The 21,234-nt window shown below is 45.3% G+C and carries 14 protein-coding genes, 2 tRNA genes, 1 pseudogene and 1 other annotated feature; of the genes and pseudogenes, 14 read left to right on the top strand and 3 right to left on the bottom strand.

What is annotated here, in order from left to right:
* The first annotated feature begins 12 nt into the window (after positions 1–12).
* Positions 13–963, top strand: a complete 951-nt coding sequence (locus G633_RS17255; protein WP_051199897.1) for a glycosyltransferase family 2 protein — start codon at positions 13–15, stop codon at positions 961–963.
* Between the two features lie 63 nt (positions 964–1,026).
* Here G633_RS17255 and G633_RS0103770 read toward each other — a convergent pair.
* Positions 1,027–1,099 (bottom strand) — tRNA-Gly (locus G633_RS0103770).
* Between the two features lie 112 nt (positions 1,100–1,211).
* Between G633_RS0103770 and G633_RS0103765 the strand changes: the two genes are divergently transcribed.
* The 9 genes and pseudogenes from G633_RS0103765 to G633_RS0103715 all read left to right on the top strand — a co-directional run bounded on the left by G633_RS0103765 (position 1,212) and on the right by G633_RS0103715 (position 14,152).
* Positions 1,212–2,453: a class I SAM-dependent rRNA methyltransferase gene (locus G633_RS0103765; RefSeq protein WP_035770649.1), complete on the top strand. Its 1,242-nt coding sequence runs from the start codon at positions 1,212–1,214 to the stop codon at positions 2,451–2,453.
* 82 nt (positions 2,454–2,535) lie between these two features.
* Positions 2,536–2,608: transfer RNA gene (locus G633_RS0103760), tRNA-Gly, on the top strand.
* A 308-nt stretch (positions 2,609–2,916) separates the two neighbouring features.
* Complete coding sequence (locus tag G633_RS17250; RefSeq protein ID WP_035770646.1) at positions 2,917–4,215, top strand: GNAT family N-acetyltransferase; 1,299 nt, start codon at positions 2,917–2,919, stop codon at positions 4,213–4,215.
* Between the two features lie 150 nt (positions 4,216–4,365).
* Entirely contained in the window at positions 4,366–4,833 is a 468-nt protein-coding gene (locus G633_RS0103740) for a GAF domain-containing protein (RefSeq protein ID WP_026519113.1), read from the top strand.
* A 12-nt stretch (positions 4,834–4,845) separates the two neighbouring features.
* Positions 4,846–5,916 carry a threonine aldolase family protein gene (locus tag G633_RS0103735; protein ID WP_022767876.1) on the top strand — a complete coding sequence of 357 codons (1,071 nt, stop codon included), beginning with the start codon at positions 4,846–4,848 and terminating at the stop codon, positions 5,914–5,916.
* Between the two features lie 64 nt (positions 5,917–5,980).
* Positions 5,981–6,222: a binding site (T-box leader), on the top strand.
* Positions 6,223–6,262: 40 nt separating this feature from the next.
* Positions 6,263–9,454, top strand: coding sequence for an isoleucine--tRNA ligase (gene ileS / locus G633_RS0103730; protein ID WP_022767875.1), 3,192 nt, complete (start codon positions 6,263–6,265; stop codon positions 9,452–9,454).
* A gap of 219 nt (positions 9,455–9,673) precedes the next feature.
* Positions 9,674–10,075: pseudogene (locus G633_RS20475) on the top strand (flagellin); the annotation flags it as partial.
* A gap of 279 nt (positions 10,076–10,354) precedes the next feature.
* Positions 10,355–11,572, top strand: a complete 1,218-nt coding sequence (locus G633_RS20470) for a flagellin (RefSeq protein WP_442852341.1) — start codon at positions 10,355–10,357, stop codon at positions 11,570–11,572.
* A 99-nt stretch (positions 11,573–11,671) separates the two neighbouring features.
* On the top strand, positions 11,672–14,152 hold the full coding sequence (locus tag G633_RS0103715) for a glycogen/starch/alpha-glucan phosphorylase (protein ID WP_022767874.1): 2,481 nt from the start codon (positions 11,672–11,674) through the stop codon (positions 14,150–14,152).
* Between the two features lie 52 nt (positions 14,153–14,204).
* On the opposite strand, the gene G633_RS0103710 is transcribed toward G633_RS0103715, so the two are convergent.
* Positions 14,205–15,119, bottom strand: coding sequence for an AraC family transcriptional regulator (locus G633_RS0103710; protein WP_022767873.1), 915 nt, complete (start codon positions 15,117–15,119; stop codon positions 14,205–14,207).
* Positions 15,120–15,288: 169 nt separating this feature from the next.
* Between G633_RS0103710 and G633_RS19060 the strand changes: the two genes are divergently transcribed.
* The 4 genes from G633_RS19060 (at position 15,289) to galT (ending at position 20,601) form a co-directional block, all read left to right on the top strand.
* Complete coding sequence (locus G633_RS19060) at positions 15,289–16,488, top strand: 5-bromo-4-chloroindolyl phosphate hydrolysis family protein (protein WP_051199895.1); 1,200 nt, start codon at positions 15,289–15,291, stop codon at positions 16,486–16,488.
* 43 nt (positions 16,489–16,531) lie between these two features.
* On the top strand, positions 16,532–17,704 hold the full coding sequence (locus tag G633_RS0103700; RefSeq protein WP_022767871.1) for a toxic anion resistance protein: 1,173 nt from the start codon (positions 16,532–16,534) through the stop codon (positions 17,702–17,704).
* A 177-nt stretch (positions 17,705–17,881) separates the two neighbouring features.
* Positions 17,882–19,045 carry a galactokinase gene (locus tag G633_RS0103695; RefSeq protein WP_026519112.1) on the top strand — a complete coding sequence of 388 codons (1,164 nt, stop codon included), beginning with the start codon at positions 17,882–17,884 and terminating at the stop codon, positions 19,043–19,045.
* A 14-nt stretch (positions 19,046–19,059) separates the two neighbouring features.
* Entirely contained in the window at positions 19,060–20,601 is a 1,542-nt protein-coding gene (gene galT, locus G633_RS0103690; protein ID WP_035770644.1) for a UDP-glucose--hexose-1-phosphate uridylyltransferase, read from the top strand.
* Here the strand turns inward: galT and G633_RS0103685 are convergent.
* Entirely contained in the window at positions 20,570–21,199 is a 630-nt protein-coding gene (locus tag G633_RS0103685; protein WP_022767868.1) for a hypothetical protein, read from the bottom strand. The genes galT and G633_RS0103685 overlap by 32 nt on opposite strands.
* Positions 21,200–21,234: the final 35 nt, after the last annotated feature.

Below are 21,234 nucleotides of genomic sequence, written 5' to 3'. Positions count from 1 at the left end.
AATAGAGGGATAATGAAGTCTATCTCGGTTATTGTACCGGTATACAATGTTGAAAACTACATAAGAGAATGCTTGGATTCAATCATGGCTCAGACCGTCAGCTCTTTTGAACTAATACTGATTGATGATGGCTCCACGGACGACAGTGGCAGAATCTGTGATGAGTATGCGCAGCAAGACGAGAGGATACGGGTTATACATAAGGAAAACGGAGGGCTTTCGTCAGCTAGGAACAGTGGACTTGATATGGCGACAGGAGACTATGTATGCTTTATTGATTCCGATGACATTGTAAAGCCGGACTACATGGAGAAGCTGCATGATAGTATCATACAACACAAGTCAGACCTGGTAATCTGTGATATAGAGGATCAGAGGCTGGCCAATTGGAGCAATGAACCAGCCACAATGGTAGGGGGCACATCGAAAGATGCGCGGCGCTGGCTATATGATCAGCATTCTCGAGAGTATGTGCTCATGGTCGTGGCATGGAATAAGTTGTATTCAAAAGAACTTTTTGATGGCCTACGTTTCCCTCTTGGCAGGCTCCATGAGGACGAGTTTATGATCGGGCCGATTCTGAAAAAGGCCAACAAGATCTCTTTTGTCCCTGAAAAGCTCTACGTGTATAGGGAAAATACTTCCGGAATTACCTCTAATGCAAACAAGTTCAATATAAGGCATCTTGACGCAATAGATGCTTATACAGAAAGGATTGACGGCGCCGTAGAGGATGGTGACCTGGAATTTACTGTTGCTACCCTGAAAAACGCATTGTATAAATGCGCTAGATTTTACAAGGAAGGGAAGGAACTGGGATTCACAGAGTTTGCGAAAGCGGCAGCTAAGAAGTATAAAGAGGTTTTTGCAAGATATGGAAATCTTTTAAGTGCAAAACAGCAGCTTAAGTACAGGGTGTTCCTGATATTGCCAAGTGCATTTATATCGATGTACAACCCTTGATCAATCCAATTAGTAAGAAATGACATAGAAAAAGGACATCCGATTGGATGTCCTTAATTTTAGAGCGATAGACGGGGCTCGAACCCGCGGTCTCGACCTTGGCAAGGTCGCGCGTTACCAACTACGCCACTATCGCATTTCGCTGTCATAATTATAAAGGTGACAACGAATTGATTTTAGAATAATATTGTTGTATTGTCAACATATATTTCAAAACAAATCAGCAACAAATCAGATTAGGAGCAATAATGAGCGCAAAAGTTATTCTTAGAAAAGGACAGGGAAGAGAGTTTAAGTCAGGCGGCCTTTGGATATATGACAACGAGATCGACAGAGTTGAGGGTGGTTTTGAAAATGGCGATATCGTTGAACTCCATGACTTCGACGATTTCTTTTTGGGATATGGATTTATAAATGAGAATTCCAAGATAAGGGTTCGAATGATGTCCAGGAAGAAGGAGAATCCCGTCACAGATGAACTTATAGAGACAAGAGTTAGAAATGCCTGGGAGTATAGGAAGGCAGTTATGGCGGATTACTGCAATGAGTACCTTAAGGGTGATGATGCTTTTATAAGGCTCTCCTGCAGGCTGATTTTCGGCGAGGCGGATTTTCTGCCGGGAATTACCATTGATAAGTTCTCGGATGTGCTTGTTATCGAGTCCCTTGCCCTCGGAACAGACAGAATGAAGGACAAGATCCTTGATGCCTGCAAAAGAGTTCTTCTGGAAGATGGGGTTAAGATCCGCGGAATTTACGAAAGAAGTGATGCCAAGGTTCGTGAGCTTGAGGGCATGGAGAGAACTAAGGGCTTTATCGGAGAGTCTTTTGACACAAAAGTACTTATAGAAGAGAACGGCGTAAAATACTACGTCGATGTTGAGAATGGCCAGAAGACCGGCTTTTTCCTCGACCAGAAATTTAACAGACAGTCTATCAGGGGGCTTTGCAAGGGTAAAAAGGTTCTGGACTGTTTCACGCATACAGGCTCTTTCGCACTCAATGCAGCAGCCGGCGGCGCATCATCAGTCCTTGGTGTTGATGCATCAGACCTTGGCTGCGAACAGGCAAGAGAAAATGCAGCACTCAACGGCCTTGAGAATGTTGCAAGCTTTGAGTGCGCAGATGTATTTGAGCTTCTTCCCGATCTTGAGAAAAAGGGCGAGAAGTTTGATGTGGTTATCCTTGATCCTCCGGCCTTTACCAAGTCCAGAGCTTCGATCAAGAAGGCTACGACCGGATACAAAGAGATCAACCTTCGCGGAATGCGCCTTGTCAAGAACGGAGGGTATCTTGCAACCTGCTCCTGCTCTCACTTTATGGATGAGGAGCTGTTCCTTAAGACCATCGCAGATGCAGCAAGAGATGCTCACAAGCGCCTTCGCCAGGTGGAATTCAGACAGCAGGCTTCTGACCACCCGATCCTTTGGGGAGGAGCAGCTTCATACTACTTGAAATTCGTGATCTTCCAGGTTTGCGATGAAATGTAAAAAAATTTAAAAAACATGTTGACAACACGCCACAAATACTTTATTATTTATTTTGCTGTCGCGAAAGCGACTTTACATATATGCGATAGTGGCGTAGTTGGTAACGCGCGACCTTGCCAAGGTCGAGACCGCGGGTTCGAGCCCCGTCTATCGCTCTGAAATTAAGGACATCCAATTGGATGTCCTTTTTTTGCTTGACACGGAGTTGTCAGTAAATTATACTAACAACTAATATTTTTCAGAAAAAGGAAACGCTTATGATCAAATTATTCCGCATCAACCCCAATACAGCATCTGATAAGCCCGTGAATGATAATAATCAGGGGTCTGTTGGTGTTACGGTGATGAGGATGAAGACGGGGGCATAAAGAGCTATCATAAATGCATTATAGTTGTTATTAAGCCTCATCAGACAGCAAAGTTTGATGAGGCTTTTTATATTCAGAAAACAGGAGGAGAAATTATGGAACTAATCAGAGTGCAGGATTCAGACTACAAAAAGACCTATGATCTTTACATGACATTCCCGGAGAATGAGAACGGGTATATGAACAATGTATATGGCTATGATTATGAGAAGTTTCTCGATTGGATAGAGATGAAACGTAACTGGTCCATGGGAAAAGAGCTACCGGAGGGCTTCGTTGCGGATACGACATATGTACTTTCAGATGAGGGCAACTACGTTGGTGTATTTAACTTAAGGCATTACCTCAACGATTTTCTCAGGGAAGGTCCGGGACATATAGGCTACTGCATATCCAAGGAATACCGTGGCAGAGGATATGCCACCAAAGGACTGGCGCTGACACTTGATAAGGCAAGGCAGAGATGCATTCATGAGGTTTATATGTCTGTGAATAAAGACAATCCGGCGAGCCTACGGGTGCAGATTAAGAACGGAGCCTATATCCATCACGAAAACGAGACCGAATATTTCACCAGGATCAATGCAATAGAAGATGGCGCTTCGAGAAAAGAGATTGTCAGCAAATTCTATTCTCAATATGAAGAGGATGGCAGACTTGAAAGATCAGTACATGGCAGGCTTGAGTATGCAACAACCATGAATTATATTCACAGGTATGCACAGAAAGGCCCTAAGGTACTGGAAATTGGTGCCGGAACAGGCAGATATTCTGTGGCGCTTGCAAGGGAAGGCATGGATGTTACTGCCGTTGAGCTTGTGGAGGAGAACCTGAAGATTTTAAGAGAACACAGCAAAGATATTGAGAATATAAAGTCATATCAAGGTGACGCCACGAACCTGTCTATGCTTGATGATGCTGCTTTTGATGTAACACTTGCGTTTGGACCATTCTATCACCTGTATGAATCTGATGAGATAAGTAAAGCAATCGATGAGGCTATCAGAGTTACAAAGCCTGGCGGGGTGATCCTGTTTGCTTTTATTTCAGTATTTGCGATCATGTACTCCAACTACTTTTATGGTAACTGGGCTGCTGGAGAGGAAGAGAACTTTACGGATGATCATAAGGTAAGGCATTTTAAAGAACAGCTTTTTACCGGCTACGATATAGAGGAGTTCGAGCAGTTATTTAAAGGAAGGCCTGTGGAATGGATCACCACAACAGGTGTTGATGGCCTTCTTGAACCAATCGAGCGAAGAGCAGATTTTTCCGTATCAGATGAAGACTTTGAGAAATTGGCAAACTGGTATCTTGCGTTTTGTGAAAAGAGAGAACTTCTTGGTAACACAAACCACCTTCTCTATATTTGCAGAAAAAATGAGTCAAAGTGAAACGTCCCCATTGACTCAAAATGAGACAAATTGAAACGTCCCCGGTGACTCAAAATAAAATGATTGTGCACAAGGTAAATTGATGTTAGGATAATGGGTGTGATTTCGGGAAACTGAGGTCACTCCCATTTTTGTTTGGAGGAAAAACAAATGACTGATTATAAACTTCTTGCAGCGCAGATCAAGTCGTTGGCTGAGGATGAACCCAATTACATACCGGTAATGTCCAACGCCTCTGCGCTTTTATATGAAAATATGGAGGATCTCAACTGGGCAGGATTCTATATCATGAACAAGGGATCTCTTATGCTGGGACCGTTCCAGGGCAAGGTTGCCTGCATCAGAATCGAGCTTGGCAAGGGCGTTTGCGGAACTGCAGCACAGAGCAACGAGACTCAGCTGGTAAAAGATGTTCATCAGTTCCCGGGGCACATCGCCTGCGACAGCGCATCGAACTCCGAGATCGTCGTTCCTATTCACTCAGATGGCAAGGTTGTTGCCGTACTTGATATCGACAGTCCGAGCCTTAGCCGCTTTGATGAGAACGATAAAGAGGGCCTTGAGCAGTTTGTAAAAGCGCTGGAAGAGACCGTAGATTTTACAGAACTATCAAGATAACAGGAGATTACCATGGCACAGACCATTTCTTTTTCAAGTGATTACACAAAAAACGCACATCCCAATATCCTTAAAAGGCTCCTTGACATGGGTTTGGAGCAGAACGTGGGCTACGGTACCGATGATATCTGCAAAAGCGCCGCAGAAAAAATAAAGAAAGCCTGCGAGTGCCCTCAGGCAGAAGTCTTTTTCCTGGTGGGCGGAACCCAGACCAATCAGACCATTATAGATATGCTTCTTAAGCCCTACGAGGGTGTTGTTGCAGCACAGACAGGGCACATTGCAGCCCACGAAGCCGGAGCCATCGAGTTTTCCGGTCACAAGGTTCTTCCGCTTCCTGCTAAGGGAGAGGAGGCAGACACAGAGAAATACGGCTCAAACATCGGTAAGATTTCTGCAAAAGAGCTAAAGGCATACCTTTGCACTTTCTTTGGCGATGATAACCATGAGCATATGGTATTTCCGGGAGCTGTGTACATTTCTCACCCCACTGAGTACGGAACTCTTTACACCAAGAAAGAGCTTCAGGACATATCCGCAGTCTGCAAGGAGTATGAGATCCCTCTTTTCCTTGACGGAGCAAGGCTCGGATACGGTCTTATGAGCAAAAGAACTGACGTCACCTTGAAAGACATTGCAGAGCTGACAGATGTCTTTTACATAGGCGGAACCAAGGTTGGAGCGATGTTTGGAGAGGCGGTTGTGTTCACAAAGGGCGGAAAGCCAAAGCACCACGTTCCGATCATCAAGCAGCACGGAGCGCTTCTTGCAAAGGGATGGCTTCTTGGAGTTCAGTTCGACGAGCTCTTTACCGATAACCTCTACTTTGATATCAGCAGAAACGCCATCGATATGGCAGAGCTTCTGCGTGAAAAGCTCAGGGAAAAGAACTATGAATTCTTCCTTGATTCACCCACAAACCAGCAGTTCATTATTATTGACAACGACAAGCTGGAAGAACTAGGCAAGAATGTGGGCTACAGTTTCTGGGAGAAATATGATGATACTCACACAGTCATAAGACTTGCCACAGACTGGGCTACAACCAAAGAAAATATCGATACTTTGGTGGAGTATCTGTAAAAGTTCTTAAAAACCATTTGCATATTTTCTGATAAGGTAGTAGAATGTGTGCATTAAATCGAATAAAAAAGCTATGACGAAGACAGTAGGCTCTACTGAAAGCATCCAGAGAGCTGCCGGTTGGTGAGAGGCAGTGCGAGTAAGAGATGACCGAAGATCACTTCCGAGCTTCAGGATTGAAAGCGTAAGTAAGTAGAGCCTGACGTGAATCTCCACGTTAGAGAGAAGCGTATTCAACCGGATTTTCCGGCGCGTATGTGTAAACAGGTGGTATAACGAGAGTACATTATTGGCCTCGTCCTTTTTACAAAGGACGGGGCTTTTTCATTACTGAAAGGAGCTCAAGATGTATAACAAAGTCGAAACCGATATGAACTTTGTCGGAAGAGAGAAAAAAGTTGAGGAGTTCTGGAAAAAAGAAGACATATTCCAGAAGAGTGTTGACACCCGCAGCCAGGGCGAGATGTATATGTTCTATGACGGACCGCCTACAGCTAACGGTAAGCCACATATCGGACACGTTTTAACACGTGCCATCAAGGATATGATCCCTCGTTACAGAACCATGAAGGGATATACAGTTCCCCGTAAGGCAGGATGGGACACACACGGTCTTCCTGTTGAGCTCGAGGTTGAGAAGATGCTTGGCCTTGACGGCAAGGAGCAGATCGAAGAGTACGGAATGGAGCCCTTCATCAAGAAGTGCAAGGAATCCGTATGGAAATATAAGGGAATGTGGGAGGATTTCTCCGGCACAGTTGGATTCTGGGCTGACATGGAGCACCCATATATCACATATGATGACAATTTCATCGAGTCCGAGTGGTGGGCTCTTAACGAGATCTGGAAGAAGGGGCTTCTTTACAAGGGATTTAAGGTAGTTCCTTACTGCCCTCGCTGTGGAACACCTCTTTCATCTCACGAGGTTGCACAGGGCTATAAGACATTAAAAGAGCGCACAGCGGTTGTTCGTTTCAAGGTTGCTGGCGAGGATGCATACTTCCTTGCATGGACAACAACACCTTGGACACTTCCTTCAAACATCGGTCTTTGCGTAAACCCTGATGAGAAGTACGTCAAGGTTAAGGCAGCAGACGGCTACACATATTATCTGGCTGAGGCCCTTGCTGATACTGTTCTTGGCTCACTTGCCAAGGAAGAGGGACAGAAGGCCTATGAAGTACTTGAGACATATGTAGGAACAGATCTTGAGTATAAAGAGTATGAGCCTCTTTACCAGTGTGCTAAGGACGAGGCTGACAAGCAGCACAAGAAGGCATTCTTCATCTACTGCGACAACTACGTAACCATGTCTGATGGTACAGGTATCGTACACATTGCTCCTGCATTCGGTGAAGATGACGCAAGAGTTGGACGTAAGTACGACGCTCCTCTTGTACAGATGGTTGATTCAGAGGGTAGACTTAAACCCGAGACACCTTTTGCGGGATACAGATGTAAGCCTACTCAGAAAGAGATGGATGAGGGTGCTATCAGCGCAGATCCTGAGGTACTTAAGGACCTCGATAGCAGAAGCCTTCTCTTTGCAGCACCTAAGATGGAGCATGATTATCCTCACTGCTGGAGATGCTCAACACCTCTTCTGTACTACGCTCGTTCATCATGGTTCATCAAGGTTACAGAGGTTAAGGATGACCTTATCCGCAACAATAAAGAGATCAACTGGGTTCCTGAGTCAATCGGTAAGGGAAGATTCGGCGACTGGCTTGAGAACATTCAGGACTGGGGTATCTCCCGTGACAGATACTGGGGAACACCTCTTAATATCTGGGAGTGCGATGACTGCGGCCATCAGCTTTCAGTAGGTTCAAGAAAAGAGCTTGCTGAGCTCTCCGGAGATCCGGCTGCTGAGACAACAGAGCTTCACAGACCATACATCGATCAGTTCGAGATCACATGTCCCAAGTGCGGCAAGAAGATGCACAGGGTAAAAGAGGTTATCGACTGCTGGTTCGATTCAGGAGCAATGCCATTTGCACAGCTCCACTATCCATTTGAGAATAAAGAGCTCTTTGAGAAGCAGTTCCCTGCTGAGTTCATCTCAGAGGCTGTAGACCAGACAAGAGGATGGTTCTACTCACTGCATGCTGAGGCTACACTGCTCTTCAACAAGCCTGCATTTAAGAACGTTATCGTTCTGGGTCTTGTACAGGATGAGAACGGACAGAAGATGAGTAAGAGTAAGGGTAATGCGGTAGATCCTTTCGAGGCTCTTGAGAAGTACGGCGCAGACGCGATCAGATGGTACTTCTATACAAACTCAGCTCCATGGCTTCCTTCACGTTTCTCCGGCGATGCGGTTATGGAGGGACAGCGTAAGTTCCTTGGAACACTTTGGAACACTTATGCATTCTTTGTACTTTATGCAAACATCGATGGTTTCGATGCTGCTAATTATAAACTTGAGCTGGATAAGCTCACAGTTATGGACAAGTGGCTTCTTTCTAAGCTTAACAGCTGCGTAAAGGCTGTTGACGAGAACCTTGCAAACTACAGAATTCCTGAGGCAGGTAAGGCGCTTGATAACTTCGTTGATGAGATGAGTAACTGGTATGTTCGCCGCAGCCGTGAGAGATTCTGGGCTAAGGGAATGGAGCAGGATAAGATCTCTGCTTACATGACTCTTTACACAGCTCTTGTAACCGTTGCCAAGGCAGCAGCTCCTATGGTTCCTTTCATGACAGAGGAGATCTACCAGAACCTTGTAAGAAACAGCTTTAAGGATGCGCCCGAGAGTATCCATCTCTGCGACTTCCCTGCTGTAGATGAGAGCCTTATCGACACCAAGCTTGAGAAGGACATGGAAGAAGTCCTTGATATCGTAGTTCTTGGAAGAGCAGCAAGAAACGCAGCAAACATCAAGAACCGTCAGCCTATCGGCCAGATGTACGTAAAGGCTGAGCAGACTGTAGGTGAGTTCTACACAGATATCATCAGAGAAGAGCTCAATGTAAAGAATGTAGCCTTCACAGATGACGTAAGAGACTTTACAAGCTACAGCTTCAAGCCACAGCTTAAGACCCTGGGACCTAAGTACGGCAAGAACATCGGTGCTATCAAGGCTTACCTTGAGGGACTTGACGGAAATGCTACAATGGACGAGCTTAATGCCAACGGAAACATCAAGTTCACTGTTAATGATGTAGATGTTGAGCTTGTTAAGGACGACCTTCTTATCGAGATGGCTCAGAAAGAGGGCTTCATCTCACAGGAGAACTGGGGAATCACTGTTGTCCTTGATACAAACCTCTCTGAGGAGCTTATCAACGAAGGATTCGTTCTTGAGGTTATCAGTAAGGTTCAGACCATGCGTAAGGACTCAGGATTTGAGGTTATGGATCACATCAAGGTTTCTCTTAACGGCAATGACAAGCTTGCACAGATCGTCAAAGCCAACGAGAGCAGCATTTCAACCAAGGTTCTTGCAAACGAAGTTGTATACGGCTCTGATGTTGCAAATGCAAAAGAGTGGGATATCAACGGCGAAAAAGTTACAATCGGCGTAGAGAAAGTCTGATCCTTTAACGCATATAGCAGCTACAATTTGATAGAAAACAGATATTAGGGCACCTCCATCTGGAAAGATGGAGGTGTTTTTTTACAAAAAGTTAATGAAATGAAATTTTATTCCGATATAAATAATAGCCAAAGGGATGTGGCTGATAACTTGCATGGATGCTTTCTAAGGAACTTACCTGATTATGGACATCAGGAGACTTAAGAAGGATCTTTTACCATGGTAATCCAGCATAACCTTTCGGCAATGAATTCTAATAGACAGCTTGGCATAACGACCGGCCTTCAGGCTAAGTCGTCTGAAAAGCTGTCGTCCGGATATAAGATAAATCGCGCTGCAGATGACGCAGCAGGACTCGCAATCAGTGAAAAAATGAGAAGACAGATACGCGGACTGGGCCAGGCATCAGAGAATGTCCAGGACGGTATTTCCTATGTCCAGGTGGCAGATGCTGCTCTGGCAGAGATAGATGAGATGTTAAATCGCATGACTGAACTCTGTGTTCAGGCTGCCAACGACACTCTTACCCCTGAGGACAGATCCTATATAGATTCCGAGATTCAGCAGCTTAAGGTTGAGTGTAACAGAACCTTTCACACTACAACTTTCAACGAAAAGCTCATTTGGGACGAGAATACATCTGACAGAAAGGTGGTCGGAACAGAGGACAGACCGATATTTACCTGGAGTACCGGTTATAGTGGATACTCAGGCACAGTAACTGAGACCAATAAGGCTGCATGGCCCAGTGACGGTGGATTTAGGTTCGCTGCGACTGACAGTGGTGTCAAGGTAAAGTGGAAAGGTTATGACGGAATAGAGTATGAGAGCAATGAAATCCCATTTCCATCAGAGGAAGACCTGAAAGAAGGTTTTACTATTTCTTTAAACAGCGGAACCATGGACTACACAAGGTTTCCGGGGGCGGTCGGAATTTCTCCGAATCTCAGGCTGACCCTGGATAGTGATGCGACTAAGGCACAGCTTGTTTCTGAGCTCAACAATAAGACAGTATCTGCAAGCTCTCATTTTGGTATCAGCGGAACAGTAGTGGGTGACAGCAGATCAAGCATCAGCGGATCAATATCGTATCAGACGGGACTTGCCAGCAGAGACCAGGTATCAGGCTCAACCGATCATATTGACCCGGATGGCGGGAACAGCGCAAACAGAAAAAATGCAGCTGATACATCCACCATGAGTTTTGACTTTGACTTTGGGAAAAATGCCAACACTCAGCCCACATCGCCTTCAACCTTTGATGTAACTGCTAAGTATTCAGGCTCTGTATATACAAGCTCCGGTGAGCGCAGTGCGCAAACCGAAGGCGTTTGGTGGTATTACTATCGCGGTCAGAAGTACAGCAGAAACGAATATTTTAATAATGGAGACCTGGCGACAGCTATAAATGAAGCGTTGAATGGAACAAAATCAAACAATTCACTTATAGATACCAGTACGGTTGGTGGCCAGCTTCATATCAATTTTACTCTGACAACCGGAGATTCAGTGAAATATACTTCAGACGGCACAGAGCTTACAGGAACGATCGGAAATTACACTCTCCACATGAATGTCAATGAAGGCGAGACTGCCGGCAATATCATAAACAGAATAGCCAATATACGCGGTGTTGATATAACTAACAGTTCGCCTTCCACCATGACGATGTACAACGGTTCGGCCAATTATTTTAAGGCCAATATTTATGCCGGAACCATGCAGCTTAATATTCAGGCTGGATCTGAGAGCAGCGATGATAACATTATTCCGCTGATCTATGATGTTTTAAACAATCATTCACTTGGAATCAATGCTATTGGCACACAAACAAGAGAGACTTCCCTTGAGGCTTTGGACAAGGTAAAATCCGCATCCAAAGTTGTTGATGAACAGAGAGCTGTTTTCGGTGCATATCAGAACCGAATGGAGCATGCATACAAAAATCTCACCAATACTGTTGAAAATACCCAGCAGGCAGAATCTCTTATCAGAGATACAGATATGGCAGCTGAGATGGTTAAGTATTCAAATGAAAATATCCTTGCTCAGGCCGGACAGTCAATGCTGGCTCAGGCAAATCAGACAAATCAGGGTGTTTTGAGCCTCCTACAGTAACGAAACAACGCTAATTTACCGAATGTTTATAGAAAAGAACACTTATTTGCGGTAAAATAGATAAGTGTGAAATAAGTAACTGTTCTTTTAGGAGGTAACATGAAGAAGAAAAAGCTTTCTTTTGACAAGGATCTTTTCAAGAGAAGTGTCCTATACAACGTAAAGACCCTTTACAGAAAGACTATGGATGAGGCTACACCTCAGGAGCTCTATCAGGCTTCTGCGTATGCCATTAAGGATGCCATAGTAGACCACTGGATGACTACTCAGAAGGCAGCAGCCGAGCAGGATCCGAAGATTGTTTATTATATGTCCATGGAGTTTTTGATGGGAAGGGCATTTGGTAACAATCTTATTAACCTTCAGGCTTACAAGCCTGTCAAAGAAGCGCTTGACGAACTTGGAATAGATGTAAACCTTGTGGAGGACCAGGAACCCGATCCTGCCCTTGGAAACGGCGGCCTTGGAAGACTGGCAGCGTGCTTTTTGGATTCCCTCTCCACCTTGGGATACATGGCTTACGGCTGTGGAATCCGCTATAAATACGGTATGTTCCGCCAGAAGATAAGGGATGGCTATCAGATAGAGGCTCCCGATAACTGGCTTGAGAACGGAAATCCCTTCGAGCTCAGAAGAAGCGAGTATGCCAAGGAAGTTAAGTTTGGCGGATATGTGAATATGCATACCGACGAGAGAGGCAGAACTGTCTTTACTCAGGAGGGATATCAGGTTGTTAAGGCTGTTCCTTACGATCTTCCTATCGTGGGATATGGAAACGGTGTTGTAAATACACTTAGAATCTGGGATGCAGAGCCTGTTCAGTGTTTCCAGCTTGATTCCTTTGATAAGGGCGACTATCAGAAGGCTGTAGAGCAGGAGAATCTTGCAAGTCAGCTCTGCGAAGTCCTCTACCCCAACGATAATCATATTGCAGGAAAAGAGCTAAGACTTAAGCAGCAGTATTTCTTTATCTCTGCGTCTGTTCAGACTGCAATTAAGAGATATTTAAAGTCTCATGACGACATCAGAAAGTTCTACGAGAAGGCAGTATTCCAGCTCAACGACACTCACCCGACAGTGGCTGTTGCAGAGCTTATGAGACTTCTTATGGATGAATACTACCTCTCATGGGATGAGGCATGGGAAGTAACCATAAAGACCTGCTGCTACACAAACCACACCATCATGGCAGAAGCTCTTGAGAAGTGGCCGGTAGATCTTTTCCAGAGACTTCTTCCCAGAATCTATCAGATAGTAGATGAGATCAACAGAAGATTTGTTGACCAGATCATGCGTCAGTACACAAATAGTGCGGGCATTGACGTTCAGGCCAAGATCAGAAGCATGGCTATCCTCTATGACAACCAGGTTAAGATGGCTCACCTTGCCATTGTCGGCGGTCATTCGGTAAACGGCGTTGCCAAGCTTCACACTGAGATCCTTGAAAAGAGAGAGCTCAAGGACTTCTACGAGATGATGCCCGAGAAGTTCAACAACAAGACCAACGGTATCACTCAGAGAAGATTCCTCTTACATGCTAATCCTCTCCTTGCTGACTGGGTTACAGAGAAGATCGGTGATGGCTGGATCACAGACCTGTCAGAGATGGATAAGTTAAAGGCCTTTGTTGATGACAAGAAGGCTCTCGAGGAGTTCATGGACATCAAGTACCAGAACAAGAAGCGCCTTGCAGCTTACATCAAGGAGCACAACGGTGTAGTAGTTGATCCTAAGTCAATCTTTGATGTGCAGGTAAAGAGACTTCACGAGTACAAGAGACAGCTCCTTAACATACTTCAGGTAATCCACAAGTATAACGATATCAAGGCTCATCCGGGCAAGGATTTCTATCCTAAGACCTATATCTTCGGAGCAAAGGCAGCAGCCGGATACCTTACAGCCAAGCTTACAATCAAGCTTATCAACTCAGTAGCTGATGTTGTAAACAACGATCCCGATATCAAGGGTAGGCTCAAGGTTGTATTCATCGAGGATTACAAGGTATCTAACGCAGAGCTTATCTTTGCTGCAGCTGATGTATCAGAGCAGATCTCTACAGCAAGTAAGGAAGCTTCCGGAACCGGTAACATGAAGATGATGCTCAACGGAGCAGTAACTCTTGGAACCATGGACGGAGCTAATGTTGAGATCGTTAACGAAGTCGGTGAAGAGAACGCGGTTATCTTCGGTCTTACTTCTCAGGAAGTTATGGACTATGAGAGAAACGGCGGATACAATCCGATGGATATCTACAACAGCAATCCTAACGTTAAATCTGTTCTGGACAAGCTTGTTGACGGTACATTCTCAGAGGACAGAGAGCTCTTCAGACCGCTCTATAACTGCCTGCTCAACACCATCAACTCCAACAAGGCGGACCAGTACTTCATTCTTAAAGACTTCGAGGCATACCTCGAGGCTCAGAGAAAGATAACTGACGCCTATGCAGACAAGAAGCGCTGGGCTAAGATGGCACTGATGAACACAGCTTGCTGCGGTAAGTTCTCATCAGACAGAACCATCCAGGAATACGTTGACGAAGTTTGGCATCTGGACAAGCTTCAGATTGAAGTTAAATAAGATCATCAGAAATAAGAAGGCCCTCCACCATAGAAGTGGAGGGCTTTTTTGATTAATTCGGATCGTTGGATTCAAGGTGCCTTTCTTCGATGAGTTTTTCTACCTGCAACAGGTGCTCCTTGCTGGCTGCCTGTGTATCGCTCTTTGGCAGGGATTTCCTGTACTGGGAGGGCGATAACTTCTTTTCCTGGCGGAAGGCCTTTGAAAAGACCAGTGGATCAGAATATCCGCAGGAGATGGCGATGGACTCTATGGGGAGCTTTGTAAGCTGCAGCAGTTCTACGGCCTTGGCTATTCGGTAGCTGGTCAGGTACTGCTGAGGGGATATCCCAAGGCTCTTTTCAAAAAGAGTGTACAGATAGCTCCTGTTGATGCAGACATAATTAGCAATATCCGAGACCTTGATGGGGTTACAGTAGTTGCTGCGAATGTAGGCCTGTGCCTTGGTAACGTAGTCGTTGGCGCTTCCGGAGTCGCTCTTTGCCGTAACGCTGATGCCGGATGCTATGACGGAGAGGAACATGGAGAGAAGGCCGTTTCTTCGAAGTACGTCCTCTACACTGAAGGTGTTGTGGTCCATCATGTCTTTTACCAGGTCATAGATATCCTTGGAGGCTGTGCTCTTAAAGACCGGCTGGTTGACCGAAAGACCCAGCTGGGAGACTATCGCCTCTGCTCTTTTTCCGCCAAAACCGACCCAGGCATAGGTCCATGGGTCTTTTTCATCTGAGACGTAGTATGCAAGCTCGTCCGGAACGATCAAAAAGCCATATCCTTCCTTAAGGGGATAGGTCTTACCTCCGATCTGGAACTTGCCCTTTCCGCTTAGGCAGTAGTGGATCATGAAATGCGGCTTAAGAGCAGGCCCGAAGCTGTGTCCGGGCAAAGTCTTTGAGAGTCCGCAGCAATATACGTAAAGGTCATCTGATTCTTCTGTGTTAAATAGTAGTTTATATGCTTTTTCCATAGCTTAATTGTAATATGCAAATTGTGAGCTTTTCAAGAGGGGGCAATTGTGTTTTCCGCAGTTTTACTGTACAATGAAAGGTGCATTTTGGTATTATCCATCAAAATGTGAAAGGAATTTTGTTTTGGGTAAAGATATACAGGAATTTTTACAAGCAGGAAATCAAATATTGGACAGTGTTTCCAGCGCCATTGACAGAAATGATTACAGCACGCTCCATGCAGATGTGGCAAGGGCTATCAAGTCCGTCAACATCGAGAGACGAGTAAACTACTCAAGTCAGATGGGCTCCACTGCTCAGAGAGCAGCTAAGGCTAAGCCCAGGATCATTCCGTTCTTCCAGAAACATATCAGCAGATACCTGGGAGTTCCGCAGATGGCATTCACAGGTGCTATCGGCTCCTTCATCTTCATGAGTTTTCTGGGAGCGCTGATTACAGGATCAATCGGGGGATCGATTGCAACAGGCATTATTACTGCAGGTTGTGCATTCGGGTTCTTCAGAGGAATGAAGAAGTACGACCTTGCCAAGAAGTATTATCAGTACGGCAATATTCTGGGAGAGGCAGAGTACTTTAACATAGCTGATCTCGCCAAGGTAGCACTGAAGAGAGACAAGGATGTGCTTAAGGATATCAAGGGTATGATCAAGCTTGGATTTCTTCCAAGAGCAAGGCTTGATTCCACTGAGAAGGTCTGCATGGTAACCGACAGAGCTTACGAGCAGTACCTTGGAGCCGAGCAGGACAGAATTGCCAGAGAGCAGAGAACAGCCGAGCAGAAGAAGGCTGAGATGGAACAGCTAAAGGCAAGGAACGCCGAATATGCGAAGCTCCCTGAGGAGGCAATCGCAATCCTTGAGGAAGGTAAGGAATACATTACCTTCGTCAGAAACATAAACGACAAGATCCCGGATACAGAAGAGCTTTCAACCAAGCTTTACAGGCTTGAAGAGATAATGAACAGGATCTTTGCTCAGGTCAAAAAAGATCCATCCAGCGCGGATGAGCTTCATAAGCTTATGAGCTACTACCTGCCCACCACCAAGAAGCTCCTCAACGCTTACGTGGAGCTGGATAAAGAGCCTGAGGTTGGAAACAACATCACTCAGACCAAGCTTGAGATTGATGCAGCTATCGATACCATCAACATGGCCTTTGAAAACCTGCTGGACAGCCTTTTCCAGGATATGGCATGGGATATTTCATCTGACATTTCAGTTATGAAGACCATGATGGCTCAGGACGGACTTACAAACGAGAGCCAGGGAATCGGAGCACAGGTCATGGGAATGAGTGCCGGAGCATCACAGGCACAGGCGCAGGTTCAGGCCCAGGGCGGCGCACAGGCGCAGACAAGACCGGAATAAACAGTAACTAATTTATAATGAATATAGTTTTTAGGAGGACGATATGGGAGCAGAGTTAGAATTCGGAGCAGCACCTGCTGCACCATCACTTAGTTTTGGAGCAGAGGCTCAGGCGGCAGAAGCGCCTGCAGCTGCAGCAGCACAGGCAGCACCCGAGGCAGAGAAGACAAACGGAAACATCGCACTTGAGGCACAGCTCACAGCTGAAGAGCTCAAGCAGGTTGATGAGTTCAGTAAACAGATTGATATTTCCAACACCACAGGCGTTATGAACTACGGTGTAGGAACACAGAAGAAGCTTGCAGACTTCTCCGAGAAGGCAATTGAGAATGTAAGAACCAAGGACATGGGCGAAGTTGGTAACATGATCACAGATCTTGTTACAGAGCTCAAGGGCTTTGAAATTGAAGAAGATGAGAAGGGTCTTAGAGCTCTTTTCAAGAAGAGTGCCAACAAGTTTGAAGGCATGAAGGCTAAATATGCCAAGGCTGAAGTTAACGTTCAGACCATAGCTAATGAGCTTGAGAAGCACCAGGTTACACTTCTTAAGGACGTAGATGTTCTTGATAAGATGTATGACCTCAACCTCAACTACTACAAGGAGCTTACAATGTACATCCTTGCAGGTAAGAAGAGACTTGAGGAAGAGAGAAACACAACTCTTGTAGAACTCCAGAAAAAGGCTGAGCAGTCAGGACTTCCTGAGGATGCAGAGGCTGCTAAGGACTTCGCAAATAAGTGCGACAGATTCGAGAAGAAGCTCTATGATCTTGAGCTTACAAGAACAATCGCAATGCAGACAGGTCCTCAGATCCGTATGGTACAGTCTTCAGACACCATGATGGCTGAGAAGATCCAGTCAACGATCGTAAATACCATTCCTCTTTGGAAGAACCAGATGGTTATCGCTATGGGTATCGAGCACGCTACTCAGGCAGCAAGAGCAGAGAGAGAAGTTAACGATATGACCAACAACCTTCTTAGAAAGAATGCTGATGCTCTTAAGGTTGCTACAATCGAGAGCGCTAAAGAGGCTGAGAGAGGAATTGTTGATATCGAGACTCTTAAGCACACCAATGAGTCCCTTATCTCAACACTTGATGAGGTTCTTAAGATCCAGACCGAAGGTAAGGCAAAGCGTCGTGAAGCTGAGGCTGAGCTTGCTCAGATCGAGAATCAGCTCAAGGACAAGCTTATCGAGGCAGCCAAGAACTAATACGGAATATATAACAAGAGCCCTGCGACTTTTAGGTCGCGGGGCTTTTTTTAACATTTTGACAGGTTGTGCAAACAATGTGGTATGGAAAAAGATAGCGCTAAAGGGTATTATTAACTCACAAGAAAACGCTATTTAGTTAATTATAAACAGGAGGTTACTATGATCGATCAGGAGATGAAGAAAGCAGTCCTTGAAAACTTTGAGAAGGTTTTCGGTAAGAATGACAAGGTAAAGGCTTATTTTGCACCGGGCAGAGTCAATCTTATCGGCGAGCACACAGATTACAACGGAGGACATGTTTTCCCCTGCGCACTTACCATCGGTACTTATGGCGCAGCTGTAAAGAGAGATGACAACAAGATCAGATTCTATTCCGTAAACCAGGATAAGCGCGGTGTTGTTGAGACAAGCCTTGACGATCTTAAGCCTTCTGATGAGGCAGGCTGGACCAACTATCCCAAGGGAGTTGTATGGGCTTTTGCCAAGAGAGGAATGAACCTTGATACCGGCTTCGACATGGTTATCTACGGAAATATCCCCAATGGTTCAGGCCTTTCATCATCAGCTTCCTTAGAGGTTCTCACAGGATTTATCTTAAGAGATCTCTACGGCTTTGATGTTTCCAACCAGGATATAGCACTTATCGGACAGTACTCAGAGAACAACTTCAACGGCTGTAACTGCGGAATCATGGATCAGTTTGCTGCAGCTATGGGAAAAGAGAATAACGCCATTTTCCTCGATACTGCCGATCTGTCTTTTGAATATGCACCGATTGCACTTGAGGGTGCCAAGATCATAATCGCCAACACCAACAAGAAGCACAAACTCACAGATTCTCAGTACAACGCAAGAAGAAGCACCTGCGAGGCGGCTCTTGCAATTCTTCAGAAGAGCCTTGATATCAAGACTCTGGGTGATCTCTCCATCGAGGAGTTTGAGGCTAACAAGCATCTTCTTACTGACCCTGACATGCAGAAGAAGGCAAAGCACGCTGTATACGAGAACCAGCGCACAATCGAGGCTGTTAAGGCTCTTAAGGCAGGCGATATAAACCACTTCGGAGAGCTTATGAGACAGTCACACGAGTCTCTCAGAGATGACTATGATGTTACAGGCGTTGAGCTTGATACACTCGCTGAGGAAGCATGGAAGATTCCGGGCGTTATCGGCTCACGTATGACAGGTGGCGGTTTTGGTGGCTGCACTGTTTCTATCGTCAAGGACGAGGCTATTGAGAACTTTAAGAAGACTGTAGGCGAGAACTACAAGAAGAAAATCGGCTATGATGCGACCTTCTATACAGTAGAGATCGGCGGAGGCCCTGAGGTTATTTAAGGAGAGAATTGGAAATGGAAGCAGTTAATAAACTTGTTGCGTATGCACTTGCAACAAAACTTATAGAAAAAGAAGATATCATCTATTCGGTAAATTCCCTGCTTATTGCCCTGGGACTTGATGCTGCTGAATATGAGATTTCTGATATCGAGGCCCTTTCAAGAGAGATCTCTCTTGATGAAAAAGACCTTGCAGCTTACCTTGAGGCTACTTTAAAGGAGCTTGATGACTTTGCTGCAGAGAAAGGTCTTATAGAAAACGACAGTGTTGTCTTTAGAGATCTGTTTGACACAAAGCTTATGGGTCTTTTAACAGAGAGACCAAGCGCTGTTATTGCTAAGTTTAACAGCCTTTATGAAAAGAGTCCTGAAGAAGCAACAAACTACTACTACAACTTCTCCAAGAATACCGATTATATAAGACGCTACAGGATTGCCAAGGATATGAAGTGGATTGCACCCACTGAGTACGGTGATCTTGATATAACCATCAACCTCTCCAAGCCCGAGAAGGATCCAAAGGCCATTGCTGCTGCAAGAAATGCCAAGCAGAGCGGATATCCCAAGTGTCAGCTGTGCTGGGAGAATGAGGGATACTCAGGAAGGGTAGATCACCCTGCAAGAGAGAACCACAGGATAATCCCTGTAACCATACAGGATTCCAAGTGGGGATTCCAGTATTCGCCTTATGTTTATTACAATGAGCACTGCATCGTGTTTAATTCGAAGCATATTCCTATGAAGATTGAGCACGGTACCTTCTGCAAGCTCTTTGATTTTGTTAAGCAGTTCCCTCATTACTTTGTTGGATCAAACGCAGATCTCCCGATAGTTGGAGGTTCTATCTTAAGCCACGACCATTTCCAGGGCGGACACTACACCTTTGCAATGGCTAAGGCTCCTGTGGAAAGGTCTTTTACCGTAAAAGGATTTGAGGATGTACAGAGCGGAGTGGTTAAGTGGCCTATGTCGGTAATAAGGCTCTCTTCTCCCGACTATGAGAGGATAATCGCTCTTGCGGATGTGATCCTTGAAAAGTGGAGAGGATACACTGATGAAGCGGCATTTGTATTTGCCGAGACTGACGGAACTCCTCATAATACTATTACTCCTATAGCCAGAAAGCGCGGAGAAAACTTCGAGCTTGACCTGGTTCTGAGGAACAATATAACAACAGAGGAACATCCTCTTGGCGTATATCATCCACACGCTGAGCTCCATCACATCAAGAAGGAGAACATTGGACTTATCGAGGTTATGGGACTTGCTGTTCTTCCTGCAAGACTTAAAGGTGAGATGGCAGAGCTTAAAGAGGCTATGCTCTCCGGTGCAGACCTTCGTGCAAACGAAGTCCTTGAAAAGCACGCTGACTGGGTGGATGCTTTTAAGACAAAGTACGAGAAGATTGATGAATCCAATATAGATGAGATAATTCAGAACGAGATCGGAGAGGTCTTCATGCATGTTCTGGAGGACGCCGGCGTATATAAGCGCACTCCTGAAGGCCAGGAAGCCTTTAACAGATTTATTCGCTCTCTGCCGGCTGAAGGAGTTTAAGGATTGTCTGACGGCTTAGAGAGTTGAGATTTTTGGCAATGGGAACAAGACCATCGAGCTTTCTTTGGATCTCTTCTTCGTTAAGACCAAGCTTTGTCTTGTAGAGATCTATGAGAAGCCTGTAGGTCGCTGTGATATCCGAGCGGGTTTTTACAGCAAATTCAAGGACCTTTGCAGCATCTTCAAATCTGCCGAGGTCATAAAGAGCCTGACCCCACTTCTGCAGTGAGCATACCAGGGCTGTGTAGTTCTGGTCGTACTGAGTAAGGGGAGTTATGTTGGCTGTACCATATTCAAGTTTAAGATCGGTGTTGCTGATTCCGGTGAGATTGACAATCTTTTCATCCTTGAGGGCGGTAAGTTCATTTTCCGCGTCCTGAAGAGTTTTGTCATCGCCGGCAGTGCCGAAGGGAAGAAGGTCGAAGGGAATGTGGATGTATTCCAGATTCTCTAGACTTTTTTTTCTTACATTATTAGACTGCAGCTCTTTTTCCCAGAAGCTTGCCTCCTGCTCTTCCGTCTTTCTTGAGGTTCTGCGCATGAGAAGATTCATGACGATACACAGGAGTATGAAGCTTGCTAAAAAGGGGAATTTCATCTATAATATCCTTTCAGTAAAAACGTGGTGATTAC

The organism is Butyrivibrio sp. FCS006, assembly GCF_000424525.1.
Taxonomy (GTDB): Bacteria; Bacillota; Clostridia; order Lachnospirales; family Lachnospiraceae; genus Butyrivibrio.
The sequence above is the reverse complement of the archived record's forward strand: the minus strand, read 5'-3'. Positions and strand labels throughout refer to the sequence as shown.